Raw genomic sequence first — 13,278 nt, 5'->3', positions numbered from 1 at the left:
CGCCGGGCGCTCATCGCGCCGCCCGCTGAGCTACGCGCGCGGATCCTTCCGAGACCGACGTGGCCTGACACTGCTTCGCGCCACATCCTGGATTCCCGTTGACGCCCGGCCTCGGGATGGCAGATGGTGATTTCTTCTCATCAACGCCGCCGGCCCGTCGGAACGTGCTCGTCGTCCGTCAAACCGGCCTCGATCGAAGGAACTCCATGTCCTCGTCCTCTCGATTCTCCGCGGATCGCCTCGCCGTCTTCGCGCTCCTGCTCGTGGTCCTCGCCGTCGCAGCGGGGCTCGCTCTGGGAACGGAGCTGCCCGCGCCGGCAAGGATCAGCATCGCTGCCGTCTCGGGGGTGGTCGCTGCGCTGGTCACTCGTGGCCTGGTCCGTCGGCGGAACGGCCGCGGCCGCTGAAAGCGAGGAGCCCGCCCTCCGGTGCCGCGGTCGCGGTCGGAGGGCGGGCCCGGTCGAGCGAGGAGGGTCAGCGCTCGTCGGGCACACCCGACGGGTCCGCCGACGGAGTCCCGGTGGACGTAGCCGTCGGGGTCTGCGTCGGGGCCGGGGCCGTGACGGGGACCGAGAGGGTGGGCGAGGCGGGGGACTCGGGCTCGCCGCAGAGCACCGTGTAGGTGATGTCGATCGTGCCGGCGGCGGAGCCGGCCTGGATCGTCGCGGTGGTCGAGGTCGACGGGTTGGTGCTCGTCACGGTCGCGCCCTCGCCGGCGACGGTCACGCGGTAACCGGTCACGGAGGTTCCGCTCGGGCACTGGTTGTAGTTGCTCCACGTCACGTTGAACGTCTCGCCCGGCTCGACGCTCGACGCGGCGGGGGTGACCGTCGGGACGGCGGTCGGAGCACCGGGGACGGCGACCTCGGTGTAGGTCGTGACGACGATCGTGGTGCCCTTGATCACGTTGGCGGTCGGGTTGACCTCCTCGACGGTGCCGACCTGGTCGGAGCTCGGGGCGCTCGAGCCCTCCTCGCGCTGGACGCCCATGCCGAGGTCGGTGAGCTCCGCCTCGACCTCGTCGAACGGGCGGCCGACGTAGTCGGAGGAGTTGATCACGACGATGTTCGAGCTCGGCGTGGCCGACGGGGTCTGCGAGGGGGACGGCGCCTGCGACGGGGTCTGGCTCACCGTCTGGGTCGGCGTCGGCTGGGCCTCGACGCCGCCGTTGCTGGTCAGCGCGAAGATCGTGCCGCCGATCACGACGGCGAGGATCACGATCAGGGCGACGAGCGGCCAGGTCCAGGGGCTGCGCTTGCGCGGCTCCTCGGCCTCGATCGGCGCGTCCACGGCGCCCGTCGGCGGGTTCGCCGCGAAGGCGGTGGTCGCTCCGGCGCCGAGGATCGTCGTCGCCTGGGTCGCGTTCCCCGCCGCGGAGGGCAGGACGGTGGTGGCCTGCGTGCTGGGCAGGTCGGCGGCGACGGCGGGCACCGCGAGCGCGGCTCCGCGGACGTCGCCGGAGCGCAGGGCCTGCGCGGCGCGGGCGAGGTGGGCGGCGGTCGCCGGGCGGTCGACGGGCTTCTTGGCGATGCAGGAGTAGACCAGGTTGCGCACCGGCTCGGCGACCGTGACCGGCAGCTCGGGCGGGGTGTCGTTGATCTGGGCCATCGCGATGGCGACCTGCGACTCGCCGGTGAACGGACGGCGCCCGGCCAGGCACTCGTACGCGACGATGCCCAGCGAGTAGATGTCCGTCGCGGGGGAGGCGGGCTGGCCGCTCGCCTGCTCCGGGGAGAGGTACTGCACCGTGCCCATGACCTGGCCGGTCGCGGTGAGCGGGACCTGGTCGGCGATGCGGGCGATGCCGAAGTCGGTGATCTTGACGCGGCCGTCGGGGGTGATCAGGAGATTGCCGGGCTTCACGTCGCGGTGCACCAGTCCGGCGGCGTGTGCTGCGTGCAGGGCCAGCGCGGTCTGCGCGACGATGTCGAGGACCTTGTCGGTCGACAGCACGCGCTCGCGCTCGAGGACGGTGGAGAGCGCCTCGCCGGGCACCAGCTCCATCACGAGGTAGGCGGAGCCGTCCTCCTCGCCGTAGTCGTAGACGTTGGCGATGCCCTCGTGGTTGACGAGAGCGGCGTGCCGGGCCTCGGCGCGGAAGCGCTCGAGGAACCCGGGGTCGCCGAGGTACTCGTCCTTGAGGATCTTGATCGCGATGGTGCGGCCGATGACGAGATCCGTCGCCTGCCACACCTCTCCCATGCCGCCGATGGCGATCCGGGACTGCAGTTCGTAGCGTCCCCCGAAGGTGAGGCCTGATGTGGGTCTCATTTGTTCAGCACCGCCTCTAGTACCTGTTGTGCGATGGGTGCGGCGATCAGGTTGCCGTACCCGGTCTGGCCGAGCCCCCCGCCGTCCTCCACGAGGACGGTGATGGCGTACTGCGGATCGTCCGCAGGAGCGAATCCGGTGAACCAGAGGGTGTACGGGTCGTCCCCGCCGTTCTCAGCGGTGCCGGTCTTACCGGCCACCGTGACGCCACCTATTGTTGCATTCGTCGCCGCGCCGTCCTGGACGCTGGCGACCATCATGGCCTTCACGGCGTCCGCCGTCTGCGTGCTCACGGCCCGCCCGAGCGACTTCTCCTCGAAGCGCTGGAGCACGCTGAGGTCCTGCGAGCGGATGACGTCGACGAGGTTCGGCTGCATCACCTCGCCGCCGTTCGCGATGGCCGCGGAGACCATCGCGATCTGCAGCGGGGTCGCCCGCACCTCGTACTGGCCGAAGGCGGTCAGCGCCGTCTGCGCGTCGTCCGTGGTCTGCGGGTAGGTGCTCGCCTCGACCGACATCGGGATCTCGAGCTCGGTGTCGAAGCCGAACTTCTCGGCCTGCGCGCGGATCGCGGCGGCACCGAGCTGGACGCCCATCTCGGCCATCGGCACGTTGCAGGAGAGCGAGACCGCGGTGGCGAGCGTCACCGTGTCTCCCGAGCCGCAGAGGCCGCCGCCGGAGTTGGTGACCTGCGAGCTCGAGCCCGGCAGGGTGTACGCCTGGACGTTGGGGAAGCTGGAGTCCGGCGTGAACCGGCCCGACTCGAGGGCGGCGGAGGCGACGACGAGCTTGAAGACCGAGCCGGGCGGGTTGAGCGAGCCGCCGATGGCGCGGTCGATGAGCGGATCGGTCGGGTCGTCGTTCAGCGCGCGGTATGCCGCGAGGACGTCGTCGGTGTCGTGCGACGCGAGGGCGGTCGGGTCGAAGGTCGGCTTGGAGACCATGGCGAGGATGCGGCCGGTCGCGGGCTCGGTGACGACGACCGCTCCGGTGTAGTCGCCGAGGGCGTCGAACGCGGCCTGCTGCGCGACCGGGTCGATCGAGAGCTCGACCGAGGCACCCTTCGGGTCCTGGCCGGTGACGAGGTTGTTGATCTCGTCGAAGAACTGGGAGTTCGAGGTGCCGGAGAGGTAGTCGTTCAGCGAGCGCTCGATGCCCGTCGTGCCCTGGTTGAGCGTGAAGTAGCCGGTCACGGCCGAGTAGAGCGGTCCGTTCGCGTACTGGCGCTGGAACTTGTAGAGGTCGTCCGAGGGCGTCGAGGAGGCGATCGGCTCGCCGCCGGCGAGGATCACGCCGCGCTCCGTCGAGAAGCTCTCGTACAGGGTCCGCGTGTTGCGGGAGTCCTCGGAGAGGGTGTCGGCCTGGAGGACCTGGATGGTGGAGGTGGACACGAAGAGCGCCACGAACATCGCCAGGACGACGAAGCTCACGCGCTTGAGTTCTCGGTTCATCGGGGAGTCACACCACCAGACGCGGCTGATTGCGCACTGTGTCGGACAGGCGGAGGAGGACGGCGACGATCATCCAGTTCGCGACGAGCGACGAGCCGCCCGCGGCGAGGAACGGCGTGGTGAGGCCGGTGAGCGGGATGACGCGGGTGACGCCGCCGATGACGATGAAGCACTGCAGGGCGATGACGAACGAGAGCCCGACGCCCAGGAGGCGGCCGAAGTCGTCCTGGCCGGCGAAGCCGATCCGGAAGCCGCGCGAGACGAGCAGGAGGTAGAGGCCGAAGATGGCGAACAGACCGGCGAGACCGAGCTCCTCGCCCAGGCTCGCGATGATGTAGTCCGACTGCGGGACCGGGGTGATGTCGGGCATGCCCTGGCCGAGGCCGGTGCCGAGCAGGCCGCCGTGCGCCAGGCCGAACAGGCCCTGCACGAGCTGGTAGCTGCCGCCGGGGTCGGCGCCGTAGCGGTCGGAGCTGAAGGCGTCGAGCCAGTTCGCGAAGCGGTTGCCGACGTAGCCGAGGGTCTGGCTGGCGAGGATCGCGCCGCCGAGGAAGAGCCCGACGCCGATCAGCACCCAGCTGGTGCGGCCGGTCGCCACGTAGAGCATGACGAGGAAGAGGCCGAAGTAGAGCAGCGCGGTGCCGAGGTCGCGCTGGAAGACGATGACGCCCATCGTGACGGCCCAGACCACGAGGATCGGGCCGAGGTCGCGCAGCCGCGGGAAGCGCACCCTGAGGAAGGTCTTGCCGACCATCGAGAGCGAGTCGCGGTTGCGGACGAGGTAGCCGGCGAAGAAGACCGCGAGCGCGATCTTGGCGATCTCGCCGGGCTGGAAGCTGAAGAAGTCGCCGATGCCGATCCAGACGCGCGCACCGCTGACCTCCTTGCCGATGAACGGCAGGAGGGGGAGCAGGAGCAGCACGATCGCTGCGAAGCCGGCGACGTAGGTGTAGCGGAAGAGGACGCGGTGATTGCGGATCACCAGCAGGACGACGATGGCGGCGACGATCGCGAGGCCGCTCCAGATGATCTGCCGGACGGCCACCGACTCCCAGCCGGTCGCGCCGTCGGCGATGTCGATGCGGTAGATCTCGGCGACGCCGAGCCCGTTGAGGACGGTGGCGATCGGCAGGAGGAAGGGATCGGCCTCGGGCGCCGCGAAGCGCAGCACGACGTGGACGACGAGCACGAGACCGGAGAGACCGGCGCCGAGCGAGACGAGGGTGGTGTCGACCGCGCCGAGGGCGCCGAGCTGGACCAGCACGATCGCCGACGCGTCGATGAGGCACGCGCCGAGCAGCAGGAGCAGCTCGAGGTTGCGCAGGCGCTGGCGGAGGAAGCGCGGGCGCTCGCGGGTCGCGGGAGGGGTGGCGGTGGCGGTCACGGTGCTCCGTTCGCGTCCGTCAGGCGCTCGACGATGTCGACGGCGCCGGCGTAGGAGTCGGCGCTGATCGTCTGCTCGAGCTGCTCGACGTCGTAGTCGCGGAGGGAGTCGAGGGGGATCCCCGTGTCCTCCTTCACTCCGGAGAGCGAGAGCGGCCCGACCGACTGCTGGATGCCCTGGTAGATGATCACGTTCTGGCCGTCGGTGCCGACGTAGAACCGCGACTGCGTCCAGTCGTAGGCGAGCAGGACGCCGAGGAAGCCGGCGATCAGCACGAGCGAGAGGCCGACCAGCCAGGTGATCCGGCGGCGCAGGTGCCGGCGGCGGTCCTCCTCGATCAGCTCGTCGAGGTAGTCCTCGGACGCGGGCTCGAAGTGGGTCGGGCCCTGGGCGGCCGGGGCGCGGGTGTGCAGGCGGAGGCCGGGGATGCGGATCCGGCTCTGCGAGTCGTCGGTGCTGAGCGGCGTCGGCGCGGCGGCGGAGCCGACGATCACGGGCTCGGCCGTCGGCGCGAGGATCTGCGCGGTGTCGCCGGCGCCCGGGACGTCGAGGATGACGACGGTCACGTTGTCGGGCGCACCGTGCGAGAGGCTGTCGCGGATCAGGCGGTCGGCGACCTGCTGCGCCGTCTCGTCGCGGGAGAGCTCCTTCTGGATCTCGTCGTGCGGGACGACGCCGGAGAGGCCGTCGGAGCAGATCAGCCAGCGGTCGTTCGGCTCGGTCTCGAGGGTGAGCGTGTCGATCTCGGGGTTCGTGTGCACGTCGCCGAGGACCCGCATGAGGACGGAGCGGCGCGGGTGCGTCATCGCCTCCTCCTCGGTGATGCGGCCGGAGTCGACGAGGCGCTGGACGAAGGTGTGGTCGGTGGTGACCTGCTCGAGCTTGCCGTCGCGCAGCACGTAGATCCGGGAGTCGCCGATGTGCGCGATGGCGACCGACTCGCCGACGCGCACGATCGCGCTGACGGTGGTGCCCATGCCGGTGAGCTCGGGGTGGTCGACGACGGCGTCGGCCAGCATCGTGTTCGCGGCGAGGAGGGTGCGCTTGAGCTCGTCCTCGGCCTCGTAGGTGGAGGCGTAGGTGCGGTCGGCCTGGGCGATGCGCTTGATCGCGATGGAGGAGGCGACGTCGCCGCCCGCGTGCCCGCCCATCCCGTCGGCGACGACGAAGAGCTGCCGGCCCGCGTAGCCGGAGTCCTGGTTGTTGGAGCGGATGCGGCCGACGTGCGAGACGGCGGCGCTCTCGCGCGTGACGCCCGTCTCCGCGGCGCTGTCGGGTGTGGCTGCCACGCGCTACGACCGCCGCAGCTCGAAGGTCGTCGTGCCGACCTTGACCGGGGTGTTCAGCGGCACCTTGGTGGGGGCGCCGACGCGGCGACCGTCGAGGAACGTGCCGTTGGTGGAGTCGAGGTCCTGGATCATCCACTCGTCGTTCCAGATCAGGAGCCGCGCGTGGTGCGTCGAGGTGTAGTCGTCCCGGATCACCAGCGCCGACTCCGAGGAGCGGCCGATCGTGAGCGGCTCGCCGGTGAGCTGGAGCTCGGTGCCGCGCTTGGGCCCCGAGGTGATGACGAGGCGCTGCGCGGTGTGCACCGTCGCGACGCCGCCGGAGTCGGTGCGCTCCTCGCGGGGGCGCCGTGCGGAGGGGGCGGACGGCTGGGGCGCGGGGGCGGCGGCCGCGGCGGCCACGACGGGCTGCGCCGCGGTGACGAACGGAGCGGCGTCCTGCCCGGCGGCGGGCTGCTGTCCGGCGGGCAGCTTGCGCACCCGCTGGCCGAACAGGTCGGAGCGCAGCGCGTAGACGATGCCGAACACGAAGAACCACAGCAGCGCGAGGAACGCGATGCGCAGGAGGAAGAGAGTGAGCTCGCTCATAGCCGGTCGTCCCAGAATCCCTCGGAGGAGCGCCCGGACGGACCGGACGGCGAGCGGTCGGCGCGCGCGGGTGCGGCGCCCTGGACGACGCGGAAGACGATCCGCGTGCGTCCGATCGAGATGGTCTGCCCGGGCGAGAGCGGCGCCTGGGTGACGGGCTTGCCGTCGAGCTTGGATCCGTTGGTGGAGCCGAGGTCGTGGACCTGGGCGCGGACGCCGTCCCAGAGGATCTCGACGTGCTTGCGCGAGGTGCCGGAGTCGTCGACCGTGATGTCGGCGTCGCTGCCGCGCCCGATGACCGTCCTGGACTTCGTGATCGGGTAGCGCTTGCCGTCGATCTCGAGCGCGGGGGTGGAGGCGACGACGCCCTTGACGCTCCGGGAGTCGACCTCGACCATCCCGGCACTGAGCGACTCGTCGGCCGCGAGCGAGATGTCGATCGGGCCGGAGAAGCGGAAGCCCTGCTTCTTCGCGTGCTCGGTGGCGACCGTGGTGAGCTCGTCGATGAGCGTCGGGCCCATCCGCTCCATCCGGTCGAGGTCTGCGGCGGACATGCGCAGGGTCAGCTGGTTGGGCACGAGGATGCGGTCGCGGGTGACCACGGCCGCCGTGGTGTCGAGCTCGCGGCGGAGAGCGGAGGCGAGCTCGACCGGCTGCAGACCCGACTTGAAGGTCCGAGCGAAAGCGCCGTTGACGACGCGCTCGAGTCCCTTCTCGAAGTTGTCCAGAATGCCCACAGTCTTCCGATCTTCCGTTTCTTCGCCTCTCGGCGGTCGCGTTGGGATCGAGGTGTCTGCGCGCCCGGTCCGCTTCCGATCTCGTGTCTGCGCCGCGCACGGCTACGGGCATGTTACTGGGATGCTCTGGATACGGCCTCCCCGAGCGCCATTCGGGCTGCGGAGCGCGCCGGTCCGGACGAGTGGGCTCCGGCTCGTGGAGCGGCGTCCGGCACGCTCGAATCCGCCTATCCCGCGTGCCGAGGACGGTCCCGCGAGCCCGTGGTGGCGGGCTCCGACCGTCCGTCACGGGTCGCGGTTTCTGCTCTCGGCCGCGGGGGTGCTAGTCTTTCTCGTCGGTGCTTCGGTGCCGTTGGTGAGCGCGAGTGGCGGAATAGGCAGACGCGCACGGTTCAGGTCCGTGTGCCCGAAAGGGCGTGGGGGTTCAACTCCCCCCTCGCGCACCAGAGACAGCCCCCGATCGGAATCCGGTCGGGGGCTTCGTCGTTTCACGGCCGTGTCGTTCCCGAGCCGTTCGCCGTCGCCGGGACACCGGGGGAGGGGCGGGTGTTCACCGGGCGGATGCCGCGGGCGGGCACTGTCGGCGCATGATCGCTCTCCGCGCCGACGTCGGCGCCCTCGACTCGCGGGCGCTGCCCGAGCTGCTCCGTCGACTCCGCCGGCACCGGCACGTGCAGGTGGGCGAGCGTCAGTGGATCGCGGTGCTGCCGGAGGTGGGCTCGGTGCTCGTCACGGACGGCGCCGAGCTCGTGCTCGACGTGCTGGTGGAGCGGCGTGCGCTGCTGCCGGTCGTCATCGCCGCGCTCGAGACGGAGCTGCGCCGCGACGGCTTCCGCGAGCGGCTCGCCCTTCGCTGGTCGACCCCCGACGCGGTCCCCGTCCCCTTCCGCTGACGTCCGGCGCCTCCCGCGAGATGCCACTTGTGCACGCTTTTCACGGCGTGTCGCGTGCACAAGTGGCATCTCGCGGAGGGGAGGGGGAGGGAAGGGACGGGGTCAGCGGCGGGTCAGCTCGACGACGGGGATCGTGCGGGTCGTCTTGGCCTCGTAGCCCTTGAAGCCGTCGGAGGCGTCGGTGAAGCGCTTCCAGCCGGCGTCGCGCTCGGCGCCCTCGAGGGTGCGGGCGCGGACGGGGACGGTGCCGTCGTCGGGGGTCTCGATCTCGGTGTCGGGGTTCGCCTCGAGGTTGTGGAACCAGGCCGGGTGCTTCGGTGCGCCGGCGGCGGAGGCGGCGATCAGCCAGACGTCGTCGGAGGGGTGCAGGCCCATCAGCGGGGCGATGCGCTCCTCGCCGGAGCGCGCGCCGGTGTGGTGCACCAGGACGAGGCTCCGGCCGAAGCCGGCGGTCGTCACCGTGCCGCCGTTCGCGCGGAACTCCGCGATGATCTGCTCGTTGAAGTCGGCCATGCTCGTGCTCCTCGACTCGGTGTCAGGCGCGGGCGCCGAGGGCGTCCGTCCGCGTGCCGGGGCCGGGCGCGGGGGGCGCGTCCGAGCCGCCGACCGCCGCCGCGGGATCCGCGAGCGCGCGACGCCAGGGTAGCTCCGCCGCGCCCACCAGCTCCAGTCTCGAGCGCAGGGCCGCGCGCTCGATCCGGACGCCGCGGGCGAGGTCGCTGAGGGCGCGGGCCGAGACGCGGGCCGCCAGGCGCTCGCGGTCGACCGTGAGCAGCGAGCCGAGGAAGCCGCCCAAGACGACCGCGGTCGGGTTGAAGAGGTTGATGTAGGTCGAGAGGCCCTCGGCGAGCAGGTCGACCTGGCGGGCGACCTCGGCGAGCACGGCGGGGTCGCGGGAGGTGCCCAGCGCGATGTCGAGCTCGTCCTGGTCGAGGACGCGGGCGCCGAGCACGTCGAGGAGGGAGCGCATCCGGACCTCGGCCTCGAGGCAGCCGTGCCGCCCGCAGCCGCAGAGGCGGCCGTTCGCGGCGACGAGGGTGTGACCGAGCTCGGCGGCGAACCCGGAGGAGCCCTGCAGCGGGACTCCGCCGATGATCACGCCGCCGCCGATGCCGCTGGCGCCGCCGGTGACGTAGACGACGTCGGCGACGCCCCGCGCCGCTCCGAAGAGCGACTCGCCGATCGCGCCGAGCGTGGCGTCGTTGCCGACCGAGACCGGGAGGTCGAGCGCGCGGCTGAGCTGCGACGCGAGGTCGACGTCGCGCCAGCCCAGGTGCGGCGCGCGGTGGACGAAGCCGGAGTCGGCCTGCACGAGGCCCGGCACGGCGACGCCGGCGCCGAGAAGGACGCGGTGGGTCTCGCGTTCCGCGCGGAAGCCGGCGACGATGCCGCTGACCACGCGGACCACGGTCGCGGGGCTCGCCGGCTTCGGGGTGTCGAAGCGGACGCGGCGGAGGAGCTCGCCGTGCAGGCCGACGAGCCCGACGATGATCGCGTCGGTGTCGAGATGGACGCCGACCACGGCGGACGTGCGGCCGGGGACGACGGTCGCGCTCGGGCGGCCGATGCGGCCGTCGGAGGCCGTGGTCTCCTCCTCGACCCAGCCGAGCTCGCTCAGCTCGCCGACGAGGTTGGCGACCGCCGACCGGTTCAGGCCGGTCAGGCGGCCCAGTTCGGCCCGGCTGATCGGTCCGGAGCGGTGCACCAGGGTCGCGATGGCGGCGAGGTTGTGCCGACGGAGCAGAGCGTTGCTCGACGCTCCGACCGCTCCTGCCATGCTGCTCAGCCTCTCGTCGGCGCGGTGGGGCACCGGTCCGGGGATGCGCTCGGGCGCGGGCCCTCCGCGGAGAGAGCACGCGCCCGAGCACGGTGCAGGGAGGAGAGAAGGCTAGCGCCCGCCCGCCCGCCTCTTGTTGAAGATGTCGAACGCGACGGCCAGCAGGAGCACGAAGCCCTTGATCGCCATCTGCCAGGCGGCGTCGACGGAGAGGATGGACAGGCCCATGTTGAGCACGCCCATCACGAGACCGCCGATGACCGCGCCGACCACGGTGCCGACGCCGCCCTGGACGGCCGCGCCGCCGATGAAGACCGCAGCGATCGCGTCGAGCTCGTAGTTCTGACCGGCGGAGGCGACGGCGCCGCCCGCGCGGGCCGTGCTCACGATGCCGGCGACTCCGGCCAGCGCACCCATGTTGACGAAGATGAAGAAGTTGACCCACTTCGTCTTCACGCCCGACATCATCGCGGCGAACAGGTTGCCGCCCATCGCGTAGATGTGGCGGCCGAAGACCGTCCGCCCGAGCACGAAGCTGTAGGCGAGGATCAGCACGGCGAGCACGATCAGGATGATCGGCGTGCCGCTGTAGCCGGCGAGCAGCCAGGCGAGGGCCATGATCGCGACGACCGCGACGACGGCCTTCACGTAGAAGGAGGCGATCGGCTCGCGCGGGAGCTCGAGACGGCGCAGCGTGGCGCGGGTGCGCACCTGCTGCACCACGAGGGCGACGCAGACGAGGAGCCCGAGCAGCAGGGTGAGGGCGTCGCGGCCGGCGATGCCGCCGAGGACTCCCGGCAGCCAGCCGGCGCCGATCGCGGTGAACTCGGTCGGGAGGCCGTTGATCGTGCCGCCGGTGAGCAGCACGAGGGTGAAGCCGCGGAAGATCAGCATGCCCGCGAGGGTCACGATGAACGCCGGTATGCCGACGAAGGCGACCCAGAACCCCTGCCAGGCGCCGACGGCGGCGCCGGTGACCAGGGCGACGATCACGGCGGCCCACCAGGGCAGGCCCCAGTTGTTCATCGCGATCGCGGAGATGGCGCCGACCATGGCGACGACCGAGCCGACCGAGAGGTCGATGTGGCCGGCGATGATCACCATCACCATGCCGATCGCGAGGATCAGCACGTAGGCGTTCTGCTGGATCAGGTTGTTGACGTTGCCCGGCAGCAGGAGGCGGCCGCCCGTCAGGGCCTGGAAGAGCAGGATGATGATCGCGAGCGCGGCGAGGATGCCGTACTGGCGGAGGTTGATGTTCAGTCGGCGTGCGCGCTTGGGCGGCGTCGACGGCGTGGTCGCCGGCGTGCCGCTCGGGGCTGTCGTGGTCGTGGCGCTCATCGGGCCTGTTCCTTTCCGGCGGTCATGTAGTGCATGAGGTGCTCCTGGGTGGCGTCGGCACGGTCGATCTCGCCCGTGATGCGCCCCTCGGAGATGGTGTAGATCCGGTCGGCCAGCCCGATCAGCTCGGGCAGCTCGGACGAGATGACGACGACCGCCTTGCCCTGGGCCGCGAGCTCGTTGATGATGCCGTAGATCTCGTACTTGGCTCCCACGTCGATGCCCCGGGTGGGCTCGTCGAGGATCAGCACGTCCGGGCCGGAGAAGATCCACTTCGAGAGGACGACCTTCTGCTGGTTGCCGCCCGAGAGCTTGCCGGTGACGGCCGAGACGCTCGGGGCCTTGATGTTCATCTTCGAGCGGTACGAGTCGGCGACCTTGTACTCGCGGTGCTTGTCGATCACGCCGAGCCGGGCGAGCCTCGAGAGCGCGGCGGCCGACACGTTGACCGTGATGTCGCCGATCAGGTTGAGGCCGTAGCGCTTGCGGTCCTCGGTCGCGTAGGCGAGGCCGTTGCGGATGGCCTCGTCGACGGTCCGGGTCTGGATCTCCTTGCCGTCCTTGAAGACGCGGCCCGAGATGCCGGTGCCGTAGCTGCGGCCGAAGATGCTCATCGCGAGCTCGGTGCGTCCAGCGCCCATCAGGCCCGCGAAGCCGACGATCTCGCCGGCGCGCACGGTGAAGGAGGCGTTCTCGACGACCACCCTGTTGATGTCCACCGGGTGGTGGACCGTCCAGTTCTCGACGCGGAGCTTCTCCTCGCCGATCTGCGGATCGCGCGGCGGGAACATGCTGTTGAGGTCGCGGCCGACCATCGCGCGGATGATGCGGCTCTCGGAGGCGTCCTCGCCGGCCATCGCGAAGCTCTCGATGGTGCGGCCGTCGCGGATGATCGTCACGGTGTCTGCGATGGCGCGGATCTCCTTCAGCTTGTGGCTGATGATGATGCAGGTGATGCCCTGGCGGCGCAGCTGGTCGATCAGGCCGAGCAGGTGGTCGCTGTCCTCGTCGTTGAGTGCGGCGGTGGGCTCGTCGAGGATGAGGAGCTTCACCTCCTTCGCGAGGGCCTTGGCGATCTCGACGAGCTGCTGCTTGCCGACGCCCAGCTCGAGGATCTTCGTGGCCGGGCTCTCGGCGAGGCCGACGCGGGCGAGCAGCTTGGCCGCCTCCGCGTTCGTGGCGTTCCAGTCGATGACGCCGCGGGTGGACTTCTCGTTGCCGAGGAAGATGTTCTCGGCGATCGAGAGGTAGGGGCTCAGCGCGAGCTCCTGGTGGATGATGACGACGCCGTCGGACTCGCTGTCGTTGATCGAGCGGTACTGCGCCTGGCGGCCCTCGAACTCGATCGAGCCCTCGAAGCTGCCGACGGGGTAGACGCCCGAGAGGACCTTCATGAGCGTCGACTTGCCGGCGCCGTTCTCGCCGCAGATGGCGTGGACCTCGCCCGGCTGGACCGAGAGCGAGACGCCGTCGAGGGCGCGGACGCCGCCGCCGAACTCCTTGACGATGTCGCGCATGATGAGGATGGGACTGGCCAACAGGGCCTCACT

12 protein-coding genes and 1 tRNA gene are annotated in these 13,278 nt (G+C 71.0%); 3 read left to right on the top strand and 10 right to left on the bottom strand.

All coding sequences use genetic code 11. From position 1 onward, the window contains the following. The first annotated feature begins 206 nt into the window (after positions 1–206). Complete coding sequence (locus HQQ86_RS14465) at positions 207–407, top strand: hypothetical protein (protein WP_173288980.1); 201 nt, start codon at positions 207–209, stop codon at positions 405–407. Positions 408–474: 67 nt separating this feature from the next. Here HQQ86_RS14465 and HQQ86_RS14460 read toward each other — a convergent pair whose 3' ends face one another. From HQQ86_RS14460 to HQQ86_RS14435, 6 genes are read right to left on the bottom strand one after another with little or no spacing between them, the layout of a single operon-like run. Next, positions 475–2,271 (bottom strand): protein kinase, encoded by a 1,797-nt coding sequence (locus HQQ86_RS14460; RefSeq protein WP_173288979.1) that lies wholly within the window; start codon positions 2,269–2,271, stop codon positions 475–477. Then, complete coding sequence (locus tag HQQ86_RS14455; RefSeq protein ID WP_173288978.1) at positions 2,268–3,722, bottom strand: penicillin-binding protein 2; 1,455 nt, start codon at positions 3,720–3,722, stop codon at positions 2,268–2,270. The genes HQQ86_RS14460 and HQQ86_RS14455 overlap by 4 nt, the downstream gene beginning before the upstream one ends. A gap of 7 nt (positions 3,723–3,729) precedes the next feature. Further along, the gene (locus tag HQQ86_RS14450; protein WP_173288977.1) at positions 3,730–5,106 is read right to left on the bottom strand and encodes an FtsW/RodA/SpoVE family cell cycle protein; all 1,377 of its coding nucleotides are present in this window, start codon (positions 5,104–5,106) and stop codon (positions 3,730–3,732) included. Further along, positions 5,103–6,395: a Stp1/IreP family PP2C-type Ser/Thr phosphatase gene (locus HQQ86_RS14445; RefSeq protein WP_173288976.1), complete on the bottom strand. Its 1,293-nt coding sequence runs from the start codon at positions 6,393–6,395 to the stop codon at positions 5,103–5,105. Before HQQ86_RS14445 ends, HQQ86_RS14450 begins: the two co-directional genes overlap by 4 nt. Before the next feature lie 3 nt (positions 6,396–6,398). Then, positions 6,399–6,980, bottom strand: a complete 582-nt coding sequence (locus HQQ86_RS14440) for an FHA domain-containing protein (RefSeq protein WP_173288975.1) — start codon at positions 6,978–6,980, stop codon at positions 6,399–6,401. Further along, a complete protein-coding gene (locus tag HQQ86_RS14435) occupies positions 6,977–7,717 on the bottom strand; it encodes a DUF3662 and FHA domain-containing protein (RefSeq protein WP_123447236.1) in 741 nt (246 codons plus the stop codon). Before HQQ86_RS14435 ends, HQQ86_RS14440 begins: the two co-directional genes overlap by 4 nt. A gap of 359 nt (positions 7,718–8,076) precedes the next feature. Here HQQ86_RS14435 and HQQ86_RS14430 point away from each other — a divergent pair. Both HQQ86_RS14430 and HQQ86_RS14425 read left to right on the top strand, forming a co-directional pair. Further along, positions 8,077–8,163: transfer RNA gene (locus HQQ86_RS14430), tRNA-Leu, on the top strand. A 141-nt stretch (positions 8,164–8,304) separates the two neighbouring features. Next, positions 8,305–8,610, top strand: coding sequence for a hypothetical protein (locus HQQ86_RS14425; RefSeq protein ID WP_173288974.1), 306 nt, complete (start codon positions 8,305–8,307; stop codon positions 8,608–8,610). 102 nt (positions 8,611–8,712) lie between these two features. On the opposite strand, the gene HQQ86_RS14420 is transcribed toward HQQ86_RS14425, so the two are convergent. The 4 genes from HQQ86_RS14420 to mmsA all read right to left on the bottom strand — a co-directional run bounded on the left by HQQ86_RS14420 (position 8,713) and on the right by mmsA (position 13,245). Then, positions 8,713–9,123 (bottom strand): nitroreductase/quinone reductase family protein, encoded by a 411-nt coding sequence (locus tag HQQ86_RS14420; RefSeq protein ID WP_173288973.1) that lies wholly within the window; start codon positions 9,121–9,123, stop codon positions 8,713–8,715. Between the two features lie 22 nt (positions 9,124–9,145). After that, positions 9,146–10,387 (bottom strand): ROK family transcriptional regulator, encoded by a 1,242-nt coding sequence (locus tag HQQ86_RS14415; protein WP_173288972.1) that lies wholly within the window; start codon positions 10,385–10,387, stop codon positions 9,146–9,148. Positions 10,388–10,498: 111 nt separating this feature from the next. Further along, positions 10,499–11,728: a multiple monosaccharide ABC transporter permease gene (mmsB, locus tag HQQ86_RS14410; protein ID WP_173288971.1), complete on the bottom strand. Its 1,230-nt coding sequence runs from the start codon at positions 11,726–11,728 to the stop codon at positions 10,499–10,501. Continuing rightward, complete coding sequence (mmsA, locus tag HQQ86_RS14405) at positions 11,725–13,245, bottom strand: multiple monosaccharide ABC transporter ATP-binding protein (protein ID WP_173288970.1); 1,521 nt, start codon at positions 13,243–13,245, stop codon at positions 11,725–11,727. The genes mmsB and mmsA overlap by 4 nt, the downstream gene beginning before the upstream one ends. Positions 13,246–13,278 lie beyond the last annotated feature (33 nt).

It is taken from the genome of Rathayibacter sp. VKM Ac-2857 (assembly GCF_013205025.1).
GTDB lineage: Bacteria > Actinomycetota > Actinomycetes > Actinomycetales > Microbacteriaceae > Rathayibacter.
The sequence above is the reverse complement of the archived record's forward strand: the minus strand, read 5'-3'. Positions and strand labels throughout refer to the sequence as shown.

What these genes read in the sequence shown, in the direction of transcription:
- HQQ86_RS14465 (WP_173288980.1), top strand. Translation starts at nt 207, where the DNA reads ATGTCCTCGTCCTCTCGATTCTCCGCGGATCGCCTCGCCGTCTTCGCG.
- HQQ86_RS14460 (WP_173288979.1), bottom strand. Translation starts at nt 2,271, where the DNA reads ATGAGACCCACATCAGGCCTCACCTTCGGGGGACGCTACGAACTGCAG.
- HQQ86_RS14455 (WP_173288978.1), bottom strand. Translation starts at nt 3,722, where the DNA reads ATGAACCGAGAACTCAAGCGCGTGAGCTTCGTCGTCCTGGCGATGTTC.
- HQQ86_RS14440 (WP_173288975.1), bottom strand. Translation starts at nt 6,980, where the DNA reads ATGAGCGAGCTCACTCTCTTCCTCCTGCGCATCGCGTTCCTCGCGCTG.
- HQQ86_RS14425 (WP_173288974.1), top strand. Translation starts at nt 8,305, where the DNA reads ATGATCGCTCTCCGCGCCGACGTCGGCGCCCTCGACTCGCGGGCGCTG.
- HQQ86_RS14420 (WP_173288973.1), bottom strand. Translation starts at nt 9,123, where the DNA reads ATGGCCGACTTCAACGAGCAGATCATCGCGGAGTTCCGCGCGAACGGC.
- HQQ86_RS14415 (WP_173288972.1), bottom strand. Translation starts at nt 10,387, where the DNA reads ATGGCAGGAGCGGTCGGAGCGTCGAGCAACGCTCTGCTCCGTCGGCAC.
- mmsB (WP_173288971.1), bottom strand. Translation starts at nt 11,728, where the DNA reads ATGAGCGCCACGACCACGACAGCCCCGAGCGGCACGCCGGCGACCACG.
- mmsA (WP_173288970.1), bottom strand. Translation starts at nt 13,245, where the DNA reads ATGCGCGACATCGTCAAGGAGTTCGGCGGCGGCGTCCGCGCCCTCGAC.